The sequence below is a fragment of the Pseudomonas sp. BJa3 genome (assembly GCF_026343815.1).
GTDB classification, from domain to species: Bacteria; Pseudomonadota; Gammaproteobacteria; order Pseudomonadales; family Pseudomonadaceae; genus Aquipseudomonas; species Aquipseudomonas soli.
The window spans coordinates 319,737-334,359 of record NZ_JAOXMC010000002.1 but is presented as its reverse complement, the minus strand read 5'-3'; the positions used below and the strand labels follow the sequence as shown (position 1 = coordinate 334,359).

The window sequence follows — 14,623 nt, the reverse complement described above, 5'->3', positions numbered from 1 at the left end:
GCGACGGACATGCCGATCAAGACCCCTATCAAGCAGGCCAGCGGCTGGTTCTATTTCAATTCGCCACGCGGACGCGCCGAACTGCGCGGCGCCGGGGTGATCCTCATGCTGCACAGGGTGCTGGCCGATGACGCCAGCGCCGCGTTGCCCCACCGCAACGAGCTGTGCGTCGGCCCGCGGGCCTTCGAGGGCTTGTTGCGCTGGCTGCCCCGGCATTTCGACTGCGTCAGCCTCATGGACCTGCTGCAGAGCCACGAGGAGCCTCGCAGAGACTGCCGCCCCAAGGTGGCCCTGACCTTCGACGATGGCTGGCGCGACAACGCCGTCAACGCCTTCCCCCTGCTGCAGCGCCACCAGGTGCCGGCAAGTATCTTTTTGTCCACCGACTACATCGGCAGCCGCCAGCGTTTCTGGTGGGAAAGCGTCGGCGAGACCCTGTGGGGCAGCCATGGCGAAGAGGCCCGGCGGCAACTGATCGAACGCCTGCGCAAGCTCGGCCGCCCGCTACCGGCGGCCTACTTCATGCACGACCACAGCAAGGCCCGCAGCCTGGTGCTGGCACGCTACCTGCAAACCCTCAAGAGCCTCAGCCCCCAGGCCTTGCACGTCCTGACCGACGCCTGCCCCACGGAATCGCTGCCCCAGGCCATGGACTGGCAGCAAGTCCGCGCCCTGGAGGACTCCGGCCTGGTGCGCTTCGGCCCGCATGGCGCCAGCCATGCCCTGCTGCCCTACCTGGACGACCATCGCCTCAACGAAGAATTGACCCGCAGCCATGCGGCACTCAACGAAGGCTGCCGCGCGCCGCTGCCGGTGTACTGCTATCCCAACGGCGACCACGACGAACGCGTGCGCGCCCAGGTCGCCGCGCATCGTTACCCCTACGCCCTGAGCACCCGCCCGGGCATCTGCCAGGGCCACGACGACCCCCTGGCGCTGCCGCGCATCGGCGTCAGCCAGCGCAATGCCAGCCGGCCCTCGCTGCTGGCCTGGCGCATCAGTCGCGGAGAACGAGGATGAACCGCAACAGCTACCTGCGCCATCTGGCGCTGAGCATGGGAACAAAGCTTGCGATGATCGCCCTGCGCCTGCTGCGCAACGTGCTGCTGGCGCGCATCCTCGGGCCCAGCGAGCGTGGCCTGTTCGCCCTGCTCAGTACCCTGCCCGACCTGATCAGCGCCGCCACCAGCGGTGGGCTCAACAGCGCGGTCGGCTACCAGGCCGCCAAGCAGCGCGACATGGGCCTGCTGCTGACCCAAGTACTGGTCTACGGTTGCCTGCTGGCCGGCGTGCTGACCCTGGCCTGCGTGTTCCTGGTGCGCGAGTTCGGCGCCGACCTTGAGGTTACTGTGCAACTGGGCCTGCTGGCCTGGCTGTTGCTGCTGGCGGTACCTATGACCGTGCTCAAGAGCGGCCTGCTGACACTGCACAACGCCAGCGGCGGCGTCGGCGCCTTCAACGCCCTACGCCTGACCGAATCGCTGGCACCGCTGCTGCTGTTCCTCGGGTTGTTCTGGATGTGGCGCGACGAAGCGCTGGAGGCGGCGCTGATCAGTTGGTTGTGCGGCATCGCCCTGGTCCTGGCGCTCGGTTTGTGGTGGCTGCGCCGTCAGCACCCGCTGGCGCTGCGCTGGGACCGTGGCGGCCAACGCGAGCTGCTCAGCTACAGCGCCAAGAGCCACCCCGACCTGTTGTTCCAGCAGCTGATCCTGCGCTCGGACTACCTGTTCATCGGCGCGCTGCTCGGCAGCACCGCCCTGGGCCACTACGCCATGGCCAGCGCCGCCGCCGAACTGCTGCTGATCGTTCCCGAGGCGGTGACCACGCCGCTGATGAAGCGCCTGCTGCAGCAGGATGCCGGCATGGAGCGCATCACCCCCCTGGCCCTGCGCCTGACCGCCACGGTGATGCTCGGTGCTTGCCTGGGTATGGCGCTGATCGGCCACTGGTTGATCGTCACCTTGTTCGGCGCCGACTACGCCCCGGCCTACCCGGCCTTGCTGGCGTTGCTGCCGGGCCTGCTGGGCCTGTGTTATGCCAGCATCCTGCGCCTGGACCTGCTGGGCAAGAACCGCCCCGGCACGGTATCGCTGATGATGGGCGCCGGTGCTGCGCTGAATCTGGTGCTCAACATCCTGCTCATCCCGGCCTGGGGCATCGTCGGCGCGGCCGCGGCCTCGTCCATCGCCTACCTGGCGGTCACCGTGGCCATGCTGGTGCTGTACTGCCGCCTGAGCGGCGTGCCGCTGGGCCAGACCCTGGTCATCCTGCCCGCCGACCTGGCACCGCTGCGGCAGATGCTGCAACGGAGGGCGGCATGAAAGCGGCATTGCTGTGCGGCGCGCTGCTGGCCCAAGGTGCGTTCGCCGCACCTGTGCAGTGGGGGGATCTGCGCGACGGCAGCTTGTACCTGCTGCCAGCACGCGCCGATGAACTGCGCATCCAGTGGCGTCCGGCCTGGCAGGCCGACGCCAACGCTGAACACCTGTATCTGCTGGACGGCCACGGCCGCCTGGCCGGCGAACGGCGCATCGAAGCCGGCCAGGTACGCGGCGAACAACGCTGGCCATTGCCCGCGAACGGCGGCACCTATCGGTTGGAGGTGCCCGGCTATAGTTTCCGCGACTACCGCATCCAGCACGATGCCAGCACCCGCGCGCTGTTCACTCCGGCGAAGGTGCACTTCTGCGCCGAAGTCGGGCCAGGTGTCGAGCTGTATTTCCGGGTCAAGGCCGGCGAGCAGGCGGTGTTGGCCGGCAAGCACCATGGCGGGGTTCATGGCCTGTTCGCCGAACGCCTCAGCGACGGCCGTCGCATCCAGCTGCCGCTCAAGCCCTACCGCGCCTACTGGCGCTTCGATCAACAGGCGTTGCCCACCAGCGGCCGCGACGAGACCTGGCGTCTGGGCCTGCAGGGCAGTGGCAAGGCAGCGTTCTGGCTCGACGGCAGCGCCAACCTGTTCGCCCAACGCCCCGCAGACCTGGGCGAGCTGCCGCAACTTCCCGGTCAGGTCACCCTTGCCCTGGGTGACAAGGTGCTCGGCCCCACCCCACGCTTAGGGGTTGCCCTGCCCTACGTGCTGCCACCAGCCTCGAGCTTCGCCGCGCTGGACGCCCTGCGCCCCCAGGCCGCCGGCTTCTACAGTTTCGTCGACGTACTGCAACGCCAGCCAGACTTCGAGAACGCCTGGCGCAAGCTCTATCAGGAGCGCTTCGGCATCCTCCAGGACATCACCCTGCTGGCCGGCAGCGCCCGAGTCGCCGACCTCAGGAGCGACCGCACCAGCACCGATGGGTTGAGTGCCTGGCTCGAGGCGACCAAGGCACTCGGCGGCAAAGGCACCCACTACCTGGCCTTCGCCGACGAGCCGAACCTCAACTATCGCGACTACGCCAGCTACCGCGATTTCTTCCAGGCCATGGCCAAGCGCGTGCGCGACTACCCCGGCGCCCGCGACGCTGGCGTACGCATCGCCATGCCGGCCTCCTCGCGCCTGCTCGGCGGGCCCTTCAGCGACGACGGCAAACAGCGCCGCGGCATCGACTGGGCACGACGCCTGCTGGCCGAGCAAGGCGCGCAGATCGATGCCCTGGCCTGGCACGAATGGATGGTCCGCGACCTGCTCGCCACCCGCAGCTACCGCGACAGCGTGCGCCAAGCTGCCGACCTGGTGGGCCTGGACGGCCAGGGCCGGCCACGCAAGGCGCTGCTGCTGGACCAGACCAACCTGTCCAGCGGTTCGAGCCTCAGCCCTTACGAACAGGACACCCATTACGCCGGCCTGTGGTGGACCTCGGTGGTGATCAATGCCGCCAGTGACGGCCTGCTTGACATGCTCAACTGGTTCCACGTCGCCGATGAGCCCGAATGGCCCAAGGGCATGTTGCGCGATGCCGGCGGCCAACGCTACGAACTGAAGCCGGTGGGCCTGGCCCAGCAGTTCATCCAGCGCCACTGGCTGGACCAGGTTCTGGCCCTGGACAACGACGCCTTCGAGGTCGATGCCCTGGCCATGGCCCGCCAGCATCAGCGCAGCGTGCTGGGGGTGAACAAGGCCGAGCGCCTGCAGCAGGTGGTGCTGAGCCTCGACGGTTGCCCCGACGGCCAGCTTGAACTGTTCGGTCCCGACAACCAGAGCCGCCGCGCCAGCTTCAGCTGCAGGGAGGGCCAGGTTCGTTTTCAACTGCCAGGGCAGACCGTATTCGCCCTGACCTGGAGCGCGTCATGAGACGCACTACGTTCAGCCATGCCCAGGAGGCACCATGACTGCATTCACCAAGATCCAGGACCGTATCAAGCGCAAGGGACTGCGTGACACCTTCCGTAGCGCCTTCCGGCATTACGTCTTCTATCATTGGGAACTGTTGTGGATGGAACGCGACCTGGACAGCCCGGTGCCGCCGCACCGGCTAAAACCCTATGGCGAGCTGCGGGTCGAGCACATCACCGTGCACAACGTGCGTGCCTTCGCCCGCCACTTCGGCGATCGGGTCGAGACCATGCGCGAGCTGGCCGCCGAAGGCCATACCGGGCTGATGTTCCTCAACGATGACAACGACGCCGTGGCCTTCATCTGGGGCAGTAGCCGCCATTACCACGACCGCCACTACTATGGTTGCTGGTTCCCGGTCGGCCCGGGGGAGTTCTTCGAGTTCGGCGGCGAGCTGATCCGCAAGTATTGGGGTACCGAGCTGTCGGTGGACCTGCAGCTGGAGCTGTGGAAGGCCATGGCCGCCCAAGGTTGCACCAAGGTGGTGGACGTGTGCGAACAGCACAACATCCCGGCGCTCAAGTTGCACCTGCGCATGGGCTATCAGGAGCAAGGACGGATCATGAACGTTTACTGCCTGTTTGGTCGCTGGAAATTCTTCCGCGAAAGCCACTACATCACCTCGCGTCTGGAGCCGTTGCGCAAGCCGGAGGCTCCGGCTTCTTCGGCCACGGCAGGGTGAGCCCATGGGCCTGCAACTGAAATGGTGCGCCTCGCTTGGCGCCGGCGACTTTCCCGCCGCCGACTACGAGGCGCTGCGCAGGCGCCTGCCCGGCAGTACGCCTTTCAACCATCTCGGCTGGCTGCGCGCCGCCGAGGCCGCCTTGCTGCCAGGCCAATGCCTGCAGGTGCTGCTCGGGTATCAGGACGAGCGTCTGTGCCTGTGCCTGCCGCTGATACGCGCGCGCGAACCGTTCGGCCCGCTGTTCGCCCCAGTGGTGCGCCACCTGGGGTACCCACTGAGCGACCGCATTGCCCTGCTCATCGACCTGCCGGCGCTATATGCCGAGCAGGTCCTGCAGGCCATACGCAAGCGGCTACCGCATGCCTTGCTGCAATTGAGCGAGGTACCGGACAACACCGAGCACGATGGCTGGCTGCGCCAGTGGGCCGGCGCCAGCTCGACCTGGCAGCAGCGCCTGACCTGCCGGGTGCCGGTGCACCGCATCAACGAGCAGGACCGCCAGGAAGTCAGCGGCGACCCGCGCTACAAGCTGCGCCGCGCGCGCAAACGCATCAAGGCCTGCGGTGCCAGCGTGCGCCGGGTCGTCGCCACTCCCGAGAACATGGGTGAACTGCTCGACGCCATCAGCGCCGTCGAAGCGACCAGCTGGAAAGGCGACGACGAGGTCGGCATCTTCTCCGGCCCCCTGCGTCGCCCATGGATGTACAAGGCCTTCACCGCCCTGGCCGGAGAGGGCCTGGTGTGCCTGGTACTGCTGGAACTGGAGGGGCGCTGCATCAGTTACCGCCTGGGCCTGTTGGAGCGCGGCCGAATCTACGACTACAACCTAGCCTTCGTCCCCGAACACCGTGACCTGGGCAGCGGCCGCGTGCTGCTCGAGGAATGGATCCACTGGGGCCTGGACGAAGACTGGAAGTGGGTCGACGCCTCGCGGGTCAGCCTGGACAACTCCAGCCACCAGTTGCACGAGCGCATGACCGGTCAGGTCGAACAGTGGCGTCTGAGCAGCTACAGCTGGCGCCCCGACGGCGTGCTACTGGGCCTGGCGCTTCGCTGCTGGCACTGGCTCAAACCCCGCTTGCGCAGACAGCCGCCACACCCCGCAGCCGACATTGTCGCCCCCACCCCGCCACAGGAGCGCCCGGATGCCATCCCAGGTCATAGTCAACGCTGACGATTTCGGCCTCAGCGCCCACACCAACGCAGTCATCCTTCATGCCTTCCAGGCCGGGCTGATCAGCTCTGCCACCGCCATGGCCAACATGCCGGCCTTCGCTAGCGCCTGCTCGCTGGCCCAGCAACCAACGCTCAAAGGACGCGTGGGATTGCACTTCAACCTCACCTATGGCCGCCCGCTGAGCAAGGCGATCCTCGCCGAGCCGCGCCTGTGCACGCCCCATGGCGAATTCGACCTGCGCCTTAAACAACGCACCCTGCGCTTGTCGCGACGCGAGCGGGCCGCCGTGCAAGCAGAGCTGCAGGCCCAGTGGCAACACTGCCTTGACCATGGCCTGATGCCCAGCCACCTGGATTCCCACCAACACGTGCACAACATCTGGCCGGTGGGCGTCATTGTCGCCCGTTTCGCCCGCGCCCAAGGGGTTCCGATCCGGCTGGCGCGCAATGTGGGGCACAACATCGGGCCGGCCAAGCGCCTGTTCAAGAGCCTGCTCAACCGCCGCCTGCGCCAGCTCGCCGGGAGCACCGCCGATTTCGTCTGCACCCCGGCCGACCTCAAGGCCGGATTGGCCCCCTCGCACGGCGTGCTGGAGGTCGTAGCCCATCCCAGCGCGCTGGGCGGGCACGACTTCGGTGATGCCTACCTGGCCAGCGGCGAATCGCTGCTGGCGTTGGTCGAGCAGCGCCTGGGGCAAGTGCCGCGGGTGGGCTATGCGAGCCTGGGCATGCAGGAGGAGATGAGTTGATGGCCGCTGGGTGTCCGACGTCAGAAGTGCTGCGCCTGTGAAACCGAGCGGCAAACCTGTGTCGACGGAAACCCTATCGCTACCGCCCCGGCGGCCGATGCCGGCGCTCGTGGTTCTCGGCCAGCCAACCGCGCAACGCCTCGGCCGGCATCGGCCGCCCGAGCAGGAAACCCTGCCCCTGGTCGCAACCGGCGTGGCGCAGGAAGTCGTACTGCTCTTGGGTCTCGATGCCTTCGGCGGTGATGCGAAACCCCAGGGCATGCCCGAGATCGATGATCGCCCGGGCGATGGCCACCGCGTCGTCGTCCCCGGGCAAGTCCTTGATGAAGGCGCGGTCGATCTTCAGGTGGTCGATTGGCAGCGCGCGCAGGTAGGCCAGTGACGAATAGCCGGTACCGAAGTCGTCCACCGCCGTTGCCACGCCCATGGCCTGCAGCTGCGCCAGCACCGCGCAAGCCTGTTGCTGGCTCTCCATCAACAGGCTCTCGGTGATTTCCACTTCCAGCAGGTTGGCTGGCAGACCATGGCGCTCCAGCGCCGAGGCGAGGCTGGTCACATAGTCGCTGCGCTCGATCTGCAGGGCTGCAACGTTGATCGCCAGCGGCCCGGGCAAGCCGTCATCGGCACGCCATTCGGCCAACTGGGCGCAGGCAAGCTCCAGCACGCGCTCTCCGAGAGGGATGATCAGGCCGGTGCGCTCAGCCAGGGGAATGAACGCCCCGGGCGAGACCAGGCCATGCTCCGGGTCGCGCCAACGCAACAGGGCCTCGACGCCTTCTAGCTGCCCGCTGAACAGATCGACCTTGGGCTGATACCACAGCTCGAACTCGTTGTGCTCCAGCGCCCGGCGCAGATTGCGCTCCAGCTCCAGACGCTGCTGCAGGCGCTCGGTCATGTCCGGGTGATAAGGCCGCCAGGCATCGCGGCCGGCTTCCTTGGCGGCGTACATGGCCGTGTCGGCATGGCGCAACAAGCTATCGGCGTCCTCGCCATGTTGCGGGCACCAGGCCAGACCGATGCTGCCGGTGACCAAGGCGGCGTTGCCATTGAGGTCGAATGGCCGCTGCAGGCACCGCAGCAAGGCGCGAACCTGCTGGTTCACCTGCCCCTGGGCACCTTGCAGCATGAACACGAACTCGTCGCCGCCCAGGCGGCAAAGCCGGTCCTGGCTGTCCAGTTCCTGGAGGAAGCGCGCGGTCGCCTGCTGCAACAGCAGGTCGCCCATCGGGTGCCCCAGGCTATCGTTGACCTGCTTGAATCCGTCGATGTCGAGCATCAGCACCGCCAGGCCATGGCCCTGCAGGATGGCTGTGCTGAGTTGCTGCTGAAACAGGATGCGATTGGGCAGCCCGGTGATGGTGTCGTAGTGGGCCAGGCGTTCAAGCTGGGCCTGGTAGCGGTGCAGCTCGCGGTTACGTTGTTCGAGCAGCCGCTGCTTGCGGTTGAGCTGCGCGACGAACAGGCTGAACACACCTGTGCAGCCCAAGGCGAACAAGAACAGCGGCGAGCCGAACAAGTCCAGACCCGACCAGCCACCGCGTGGCGCGGCGACCAGTTGCCAGAGCCCACCCGGCACCTCCACCGTCGTTTTCACCTGCGGGTCGTCGAACAGCCGTGAATCGCCCCAGATCAGCGTACCTTCGGCGCCCTTGCCGTCGCCTCCGCGCACGGCCAGCTCGAACTCGGTATCCGGGTGCAATCCGGCGGTAAGCAGCAAACGGTCGATATCGGCAACGATCGACACATTGCCCCAGTAGAACCGCACACCCCGTTTGCCGGTGACGAACACCGGCCGTCGGTAGATCAGCGCCCGCCCGCCCTGATACAGCTGCAGCGGCCCGGCCAGCACCGGGTGGGCTTGGTCGCGGGCCGCGCGCAGCAGGGGAAATTGGTCCGGCAGCTGACGGTAGTCCAGCCCAATCAGCCGCTCGTTGCCGGACAACGGGTAGACGTCGCTGATCACATCTCCCGGCGCCAGCGCGATATGGCGCATGTAGCGCACCGACTGCAAGGCATCGCGGGCCATTCCATGAAAGTGCGCGGGGCTGATGCCGCCGTCGGCACTGATCAGTTGGGCGATACCTTCAGCCTCGCCGAACGCCGCGCCCAACTGTGCCTCCAACGCACCGCGCATCCCCGCCAGGTGGGCCGCAAGGTTGCCCAGTTGCTCACTGCGTTCGCGCTGCGCGTCAAGGTGGCCCAGGGCGACCGACAGGCCAATGCCCACCAGCGCCAGGCCGACCGGCAGCAGGCGGTTTAGCGTGCGACGCAAGGTTCCGGATGGAAGGTGCGTCGGTTCAGAAGGGTTCTGGGGAATGGTCATAGGCAGGCGATGGCAGTCGATTTAGGGGTTATCGGCGTTGCGCGGCCAATATTGAGCCCCGTTTTGCCAGGCCGCGGTCCGGGATGCATATGCACCACCGACGCTGGCACCGCGACTGCTTTGATGTGCGTTTTGCGAGGAGCCGAACATGACAGTGGATACCCCCAACCCGCACCAGCACATCCTTGAGCGCCGCCTGCCGGCCTGGACACGGAAGGCCACGCCGGAACACTGGCAGCGGCTGCACGAAAGCATCCTGCCTTCCCAGGGCCTGCCCGACAGCGAGGCGGCCTGGTTCGCCAACGCCGCGCCGCATCTGCGCGAAGCAGTCGAGGTCAGCCAGGCTAGCCTGATGCGCAGCCAACGCACATTAGCCAGGCATCTGCGGGGTTTGCAGAACATCACCGAATTCGCCGAACCTCTGCTCACCGAACGCCTGCGCATGCAGCACGGCTTGATCACGCCGCTGCGCAGTACATCACTGATCGTGGTCAAGCGACTCTATACCTTCCAGGTCTATACCACGCGCCACGAACACCGTGGCCTGCTGCAGGCCGCCCTGCAGAACTTCGCTGAAACCTTCACCTTTGATCGCCACAGCGCGCTGGCCCTGGAAGGCGATTGGCAAGTGCGCGAGGGCCTCGTCACCGGTAAGACCACGCTGGGCGACAGCGACACCGAAGTCGATATCGAGTTGCCCAGCGAACAGGTCCGGATCAAGCCGCTTGCCCTGTCACCAGCGGCCTTTGCCACCACCTGCCGTGAACTGGATATCGGCCAGCGTTACCAGGCCCATCTCGATGCCTTGTTCACGCCCCCGCCCGTTCACCAGGCGGCGGGCGCCGTTCATAAGGCCCGCCTGCGCCTGGCGGCAGACTTGGCGCGCCTACGCAATCAGCTGGACAGTAAAGGTTGGGACGCGGTACAGGCGTTGCTCGACGATGGGAAGGCGCTGGCCTGCAGTCAACTGAGCCTGCTCGGCATCACCTTGCACGAGGCAATCCTGATCGATGCCGGTACAGCGGGCATGCTGCTCTTTCTACCGGGTCACGTCGACAGCCTGCGCGGCTTCGACAACCTAGATGCCTTGCACCGGCAACTGCACAGCGAACTGCAGCAGCCGTCGTTTCGCCAAGGCTTCATGGACTATGTGCCCCGCGAGGCGCAAGGCCCCTTTGCCAGCCGGCTGCGACAGAATGCCGGGGGCGACCTGCACATGCGCCGCGTACCGATCAATGCCAACCTGTATGAGTTTCTTCACGATGATCACGTGTCACGCTTGAAGCACGAAGCCCTGCAACTGGCAGTGCCCACCGCACTGGCCGACGAGCAGGCCCGCAAAGCGCGCGAGGCACTCTGGGACAGCGCCGGCCTCGACATGCTGATGATCGCCGGCCTGTTCGTCCCCATGCTGGGTACGATCATGACCGCAGTGGTGGCCTATCAACTGCTGGATGAAGCCTACGAAGGCTATGAGGCATGGCAGGTCGGTGACCGGGAACAAGCCTTCGGCCATCTCAAGTCGGTAGCCCTCAACCTGGCGGTGATCGGCGGGATGCACATGACGGGCAAAGCGCTGAGCCGCCTGGCAACCAGCCCGTTGCTGGAGAGCCTTGACCCGGTCATGCTCGAAGACGGCAGCCAACGCCTGTGGCGACCCGACCTGACCCACTACCGCAGTGCGGTGGTGCTGCCGGCGGAACTCGAAGCCAATGCACAGGGGCAGTTCCTGCACCAGGGCCGGCACTTCATGCGCATGGATGGACACCTCTACGAGCAGCGCCTGGATATTCGCCAGGCACAATGGCGCATCGTGCACCCCGAAGACGGCGTCGCCTTCCAGCCGCCCCTCGAGCACAATGGCGCCGGCGCCTGGCGCGGCAGCCATGAGCAACCCCGCGACTGGTCGCTGGCGACCTTGGTCCGGCGCCTGGACAGCCGCCTGCAACACTTACCGGACGCGGCGCTCGAAGGCGCTGCCAGGGCCAATGGCCTGAACACCGCAGCCCTACGCCAGTTGCACCTGGCAAACAACCCACCCCCCACCGCACTGCGCGCGACACTCGAACGCCTGCCCCATGCCAAGGCCAGTGAAGGCGTCGAGCAAGCCGCACTGGAAGGCCTGCACATTCCCGAGCTGGCCAACGTGCACAGTGAGCGTTTGATCGTCATGGCCATGGCCGATCTACCGGGCTGGCCCACCGAACTGCGCCTCGAGCTACGCGCAGCGTCCCCCGCAGGGCCTGTGCTGCTTAGCGCCGGAGCCGAAAATGCCAGCCGTACCTGCATTGTGCTCAAGACAGGTGACGGTTACGAAGCCTACCTGGGCGAGCGCCCTGTCGCGCTCAGGCAAGACACCGATTTGTGTCGAGCGATCTTGCAAGCGTTGTCTTCGGTTGACCGCCAGGCCCTGGGCATGGCCGCCAGCGGCGTCGATGAACTGCGCCGACGGATTCACCGCCTGGTCCTGGCCGAGCCCGCCGCGGCCAGACGCCTGCTGGCCAGTCATTTGCCTGGATGGGGCAAGCGCGTCCGGTTACCTGGCGGCATGGAGGAGCCAGCGCTTGAGCCCCCCCGCATCGAAGTCGGCGCGCTCTTTCGCCGCTACCGACAGCTGTACCCTGAGGCCGCGGACTACCAGGTCAACGAACAGTTGAGCCAGTGGCTCGAGGCCGGCCTGAGTCCGGAACGGCAACTTGGAGATTTAGAACAACAGTTGCGGGAGTTCCGTGACCAGATGCGCGATTGGGCCGGCAATGACCCATTGCGCCATGCCGCCGGGCGAAGGTTGGTCAGCAACTGGCAGCGCATGACGGAGTTTTCCCAAGAGGAACGGCTTGCCATTCACCAGATCAGCCTGGTCGACCTGGCACTGACCAACGAGGACCTGGCGGCCCTGGCATTGCCAGACCGTTTTACCCATATCGAGCGAGTCGACCTGGGCGCGAACCCCGGCTTGAGCCAATTGCCTGCCGAGTTTCTGGAACGGTTCCCAAGGTTGCAACGTATGCATCTGGTCGGTTGCGGTTTCGAGCAGTTGCCAGCAATTGCCGTGCCGCAAACATTGGAGTGGCTCGACATGCAGGGTAACAACCTGGTCTGGAACGACGTGAACCAAGCCGCTCTGGATCGTCTTGGCGCGCTTCGAATGCTGGACTTGTCGCACAACCCGCTGGCCCGCAGCCCCGACCTCAACCGCCTGCGCGAACTGGATGTGCTCAACCTCAACAGTTGCGAACTCGTCGATTGGCCCAACGGTATTCGTAGCGATGAAGATTGGCGCCCCGTCGTCTTCGACCTGCGAGACAACCGCTTCGCCAGCTTGCCGCAGGATCTTCAGCTATCGAGGGTGGCGGCCCAGAACCTGTGGCTGGAAAGCCCCGACCTCAGCGAGCGGGTCAGCCAGCAGATCCAGGCCTATTACGTACAGCATGGTATCGACTTGCTGGTTGCCGACGCCGACTACGAGGAAATGCTGGAGCATACCGATGCCGGCGACTGGACCATCTGGAACGCACTGCCGCTGCAATACCGGCGCGAGCTACGTGGACTGCAGGATCAGCCGGACTATGATCAAGCCCGATTGTGGCAGCGGCTGCGCACTTTTGCAGATCCGCGAGTCATGGATTATGGCCTGGCGATCGGTGCCATGAGGCTGCTGGAGGCCGAGACGTTCCCGCCGCCGTTCGAGGAATGATCGGCAACGACGGCTCCAGGCTGGTAATTTGATGATGGTCGGCGCATGCTCGCAAGCTGAAGCGTTTCACCATCCGGATTTGAGAGGTGCATTACCCATGAACCGTCTGCTCGACTCGCTGTTCCCCACCCTCGAGGATATCCCCGAAGCCTGGCGCCTTGGCTCGCCCCTGGAGCAACGTGACTATCTGGTCAACGGTGAGCTGCGGCACTGGGACGGCCCGTTGGCCACCGTGCGCAGCCCGGTCTGGCTCGAGGAAGGCGGCAGTGAGCGCCAGGTCATCCTCGGCAGCGCCCCCCTGCTCGACGCCGAAACGGCGCTCACCGCCCTCGACGCGGCCGTGGCCGCCTACGACAAGGGCCGCGGTGCCTGGCCGAACATGCGCGTGGCCGAGCGTATCGGGCATGTCGAAACCTTCCTGGCGCGCATGCGCGAGCAGCGCACGGCGGTGGTCAAACTGCTTATGTGGGAGATCGGCAAGAACCTCAAGGATTCGGAGAAGGAGTTCGACCGCACCTGCGACTACATCGTCGACACCATCGAGGCGCTCAAGGATCTCGACCGTCGCTCCAGCCGCTTCGAGCTCGAACAGGGCACCCTTGGCCAGATCCGCCGCGCCCCGCTGGGCGTGGCGCTGTGCATGGGCCCGTACAACTACCCGCTCAACGAAACCTTCACCACGCTGATCCCGGCGCTGATCATGGGCAACACCGTGGTGTTCAAGCCGGCCAAGTTCGGCGTGCTGCTGATCCGCCCATTGCTCGAAGCCTTCCGTGACAGCTTCCCGCCCGGGGTGATCAACGTCATCTACGGGCGCGGCCGCGAGACCGTCAGTGCGCTGATGGCCAGCGGCAAGGTCGACGTGTTCGCTTTCATCGGCACCCACAAGGCCGCCAGCGACTTGAAAAAGCTCCACCCACGCCCGCACCGCCTGCGCGCGGCGCTGGGCCTGGACGCCAAGAACCCCGGCATCGTCCTGCCCCAGGTCGACCTCGACAACGCCGTCGAAGAGGCCGTCACCGGCGCCCTGTCGTTCAACGGCCAGCGTTGCACCGCGTTGAAGATCCTGTTCGTCCACGAGGACGTGGTCGAGGCATTCCTCGACAAGTTTCAGCGCAAGCTCGCCGCCCTCAAGCCCGGCATGCCCTGGGAGCCCGGGGTGGCGCTGACGCCGCTGCCGGAACCCGGCAAGCTCGACTACCTCGACGGCCTGGTGGCCGATGCCACCGCCAAGGGTGCCAGGGTGCTCAATGAAGGGGGTGGGCAAAGCCGAGGCTCGTTCTTCTACCCCGCCCTGCTCTACCCTGTCAGCCAGGACATGCGCGTCTACCACGAGGAGCAGTTCGGCCCGCTGGTACCAGTGGTGCCCTACCGTGACCTGCAGACTGTGATCGACTACGTGCTCGACTCCGACTACGGCCAGCAGCTAAGCCTGTTCGGCAACGACCCGCAGACCATCGGCGCGCTGGTCGATACCTTCGCCAACCAGGTCGGCCGGATCAACCTCAACGCCCAGTGCCAGCGTGGGCCGGATACCTATCCGTTCAACGGCCGCAAGAACAGCGCCGAAGGGACCTTGTCGGTGCATGACGCATTGCGCGTGTTCTCCATTCGCACCTTGGTCGCTACCAAGTTCCAGCAAGCGAACAAGGAGTTGATCAGCGAGATTATCCGCAACCGGCAGTCGAGCTTCCTGACCACCGACTACATCTTCTGAACAATT

The 14,623-nt window shown here is 66.0% G+C and carries 9 protein-coding genes; 8 read left to right on the top strand and 1 reads right to left on the bottom strand.

Going from position 1 to position 14,623, the window contains the following annotated elements:
• The first annotated feature begins 9 nt into the window (after window positions 1-9).
• Genes OH705_RS03250 through OH705_RS03225 form a run of 6 tightly spaced genes read left to right on the top strand, consistent with a single transcriptional unit; the run spans window position 10 to window position 6,880 of the window.
• Window positions 10-1,020 (top strand): polysaccharide deacetylase family protein, encoded by a 1,011-nt coding sequence (locus tag OH705_RS03250; RefSeq protein ID WP_267300953.1) that lies wholly within the window; start codon window positions 10-12, stop codon window positions 1,018-1,020.
• Window positions 1,017-2,321, top strand: coding sequence for an oligosaccharide flippase family protein (locus OH705_RS03245; protein WP_094011226.1), 1,305 nt, complete (start codon window positions 1,017-1,019; stop codon window positions 2,319-2,321). The genes OH705_RS03250 and OH705_RS03245 overlap by 4 nt, the downstream gene beginning before the upstream one ends.
• On the top strand, window positions 2,318-4,228 hold the full coding sequence (locus tag OH705_RS03240; RefSeq protein ID WP_267300951.1) for a hypothetical protein: 1,911 nt from the start codon (window positions 2,318-2,320) through the stop codon (window positions 4,226-4,228). Before OH705_RS03245 ends, OH705_RS03240 begins: the two co-directional genes overlap by 4 nt.
• A gap of 34 nt (window positions 4,229-4,262) precedes the next feature.
• Window positions 4,263-4,952 carry a GNAT family N-acetyltransferase gene (locus OH705_RS03235; protein WP_023632340.1) on the top strand — a complete coding sequence of 230 codons (690 nt, stop codon included), beginning with the start codon at window positions 4,263-4,265 and terminating at the stop codon, window positions 4,950-4,952.
• 4 nt (window positions 4,953-4,956) lie between these two features.
• Complete coding sequence (locus OH705_RS03230) at window positions 4,957-6,129, top strand: GNAT family N-acetyltransferase (protein WP_094011224.1); 1,173 nt, start codon at window positions 4,957-4,959, stop codon at window positions 6,127-6,129.
• Entirely contained in the window at window positions 6,101-6,880 is a 780-nt protein-coding gene (locus OH705_RS03225; protein WP_038706022.1) for a ChbG/HpnK family deacetylase, read from the top strand. Before OH705_RS03230 ends, OH705_RS03225 begins: the two co-directional genes overlap by 29 nt.
• 79 nt (window positions 6,881-6,959) lie before the next feature.
• Here OH705_RS03225 and OH705_RS03220 read toward each other — a convergent pair whose 3' ends face one another.
• A complete protein-coding gene (locus OH705_RS03220) occupies window positions 6,960-9,203 on the bottom strand; it encodes a putative bifunctional diguanylate cyclase/phosphodiesterase (protein WP_416383564.1) in 2,244 nt (747 codons plus the stop codon).
• A gap of 148 nt (window positions 9,204-9,351) precedes the next feature.
• On the opposite strand from OH705_RS03220, the gene OH705_RS03215 reads away from it, so the two are divergent.
• The gene (locus OH705_RS03215) at window positions 9,352-12,900 is read left to right on the top strand and encodes a dermonecrotic toxin domain-containing protein (protein ID WP_267300947.1); all 3,549 of its coding nucleotides are present in this window, start codon (window positions 9,352-9,354) and stop codon (window positions 12,898-12,900) included.
• A 97-nt stretch (window positions 12,901-12,997) separates the two neighbouring features.
• Complete coding sequence (locus OH705_RS03210; protein ID WP_267300945.1) at window positions 12,998-14,617, top strand: NADP-dependent glyceraldehyde-3-phosphate dehydrogenase; 1,620 nt, start codon at window positions 12,998-13,000, stop codon at window positions 14,615-14,617.
• Window positions 14,618-14,623: the final 6 nt, after the last annotated feature.

Excerpts from the sequence above, each read along its gene's own strand:
- OH705_RS03250 (WP_267300953.1), top strand. The coding sequence starts at position 10 with ATGCCGATCAAGACCCCTATCAAGCAGGCCAGCGGCTGGTTCTATTTC.
- OH705_RS03245 (WP_094011226.1), top strand. The coding sequence starts at position 1,017 with ATGAACCGCAACAGCTACCTGCGCCATCTGGCGCTGAGCATGGGAACA.
- OH705_RS03240 (WP_267300951.1), top strand. The coding sequence starts at position 2,318 with ATGAAAGCGGCATTGCTGTGCGGCGCGCTGCTGGCCCAAGGTGCGTTC.
- OH705_RS03235 (WP_023632340.1), top strand. The coding sequence starts at position 4,263 with ATGACTGCATTCACCAAGATCCAGGACCGTATCAAGCGCAAGGGACTG.
- OH705_RS03230 (WP_094011224.1), top strand. The coding sequence starts at position 4,957 with ATGGGCCTGCAACTGAAATGGTGCGCCTCGCTTGGCGCCGGCGACTTT.
- OH705_RS03225 (WP_038706022.1), top strand. The coding sequence starts at position 6,101 with ATGCCATCCCAGGTCATAGTCAACGCTGACGATTTCGGCCTCAGCGCC.
- OH705_RS03220 (WP_416383564.1), bottom strand. The coding sequence starts at position 9,203 with ATGACCATTCCCCAGAACCCTTCTGAACCGACGCACCTTCCATCCGGA.
- OH705_RS03215 (WP_267300947.1), top strand. The coding sequence starts at position 9,352 with ATGACAGTGGATACCCCCAACCCGCACCAGCACATCCTTGAGCGCCGC.
- OH705_RS03210 (WP_267300945.1), top strand. The coding sequence starts at position 12,998 with ATGAACCGTCTGCTCGACTCGCTGTTCCCCACCCTCGAGGATATCCCC.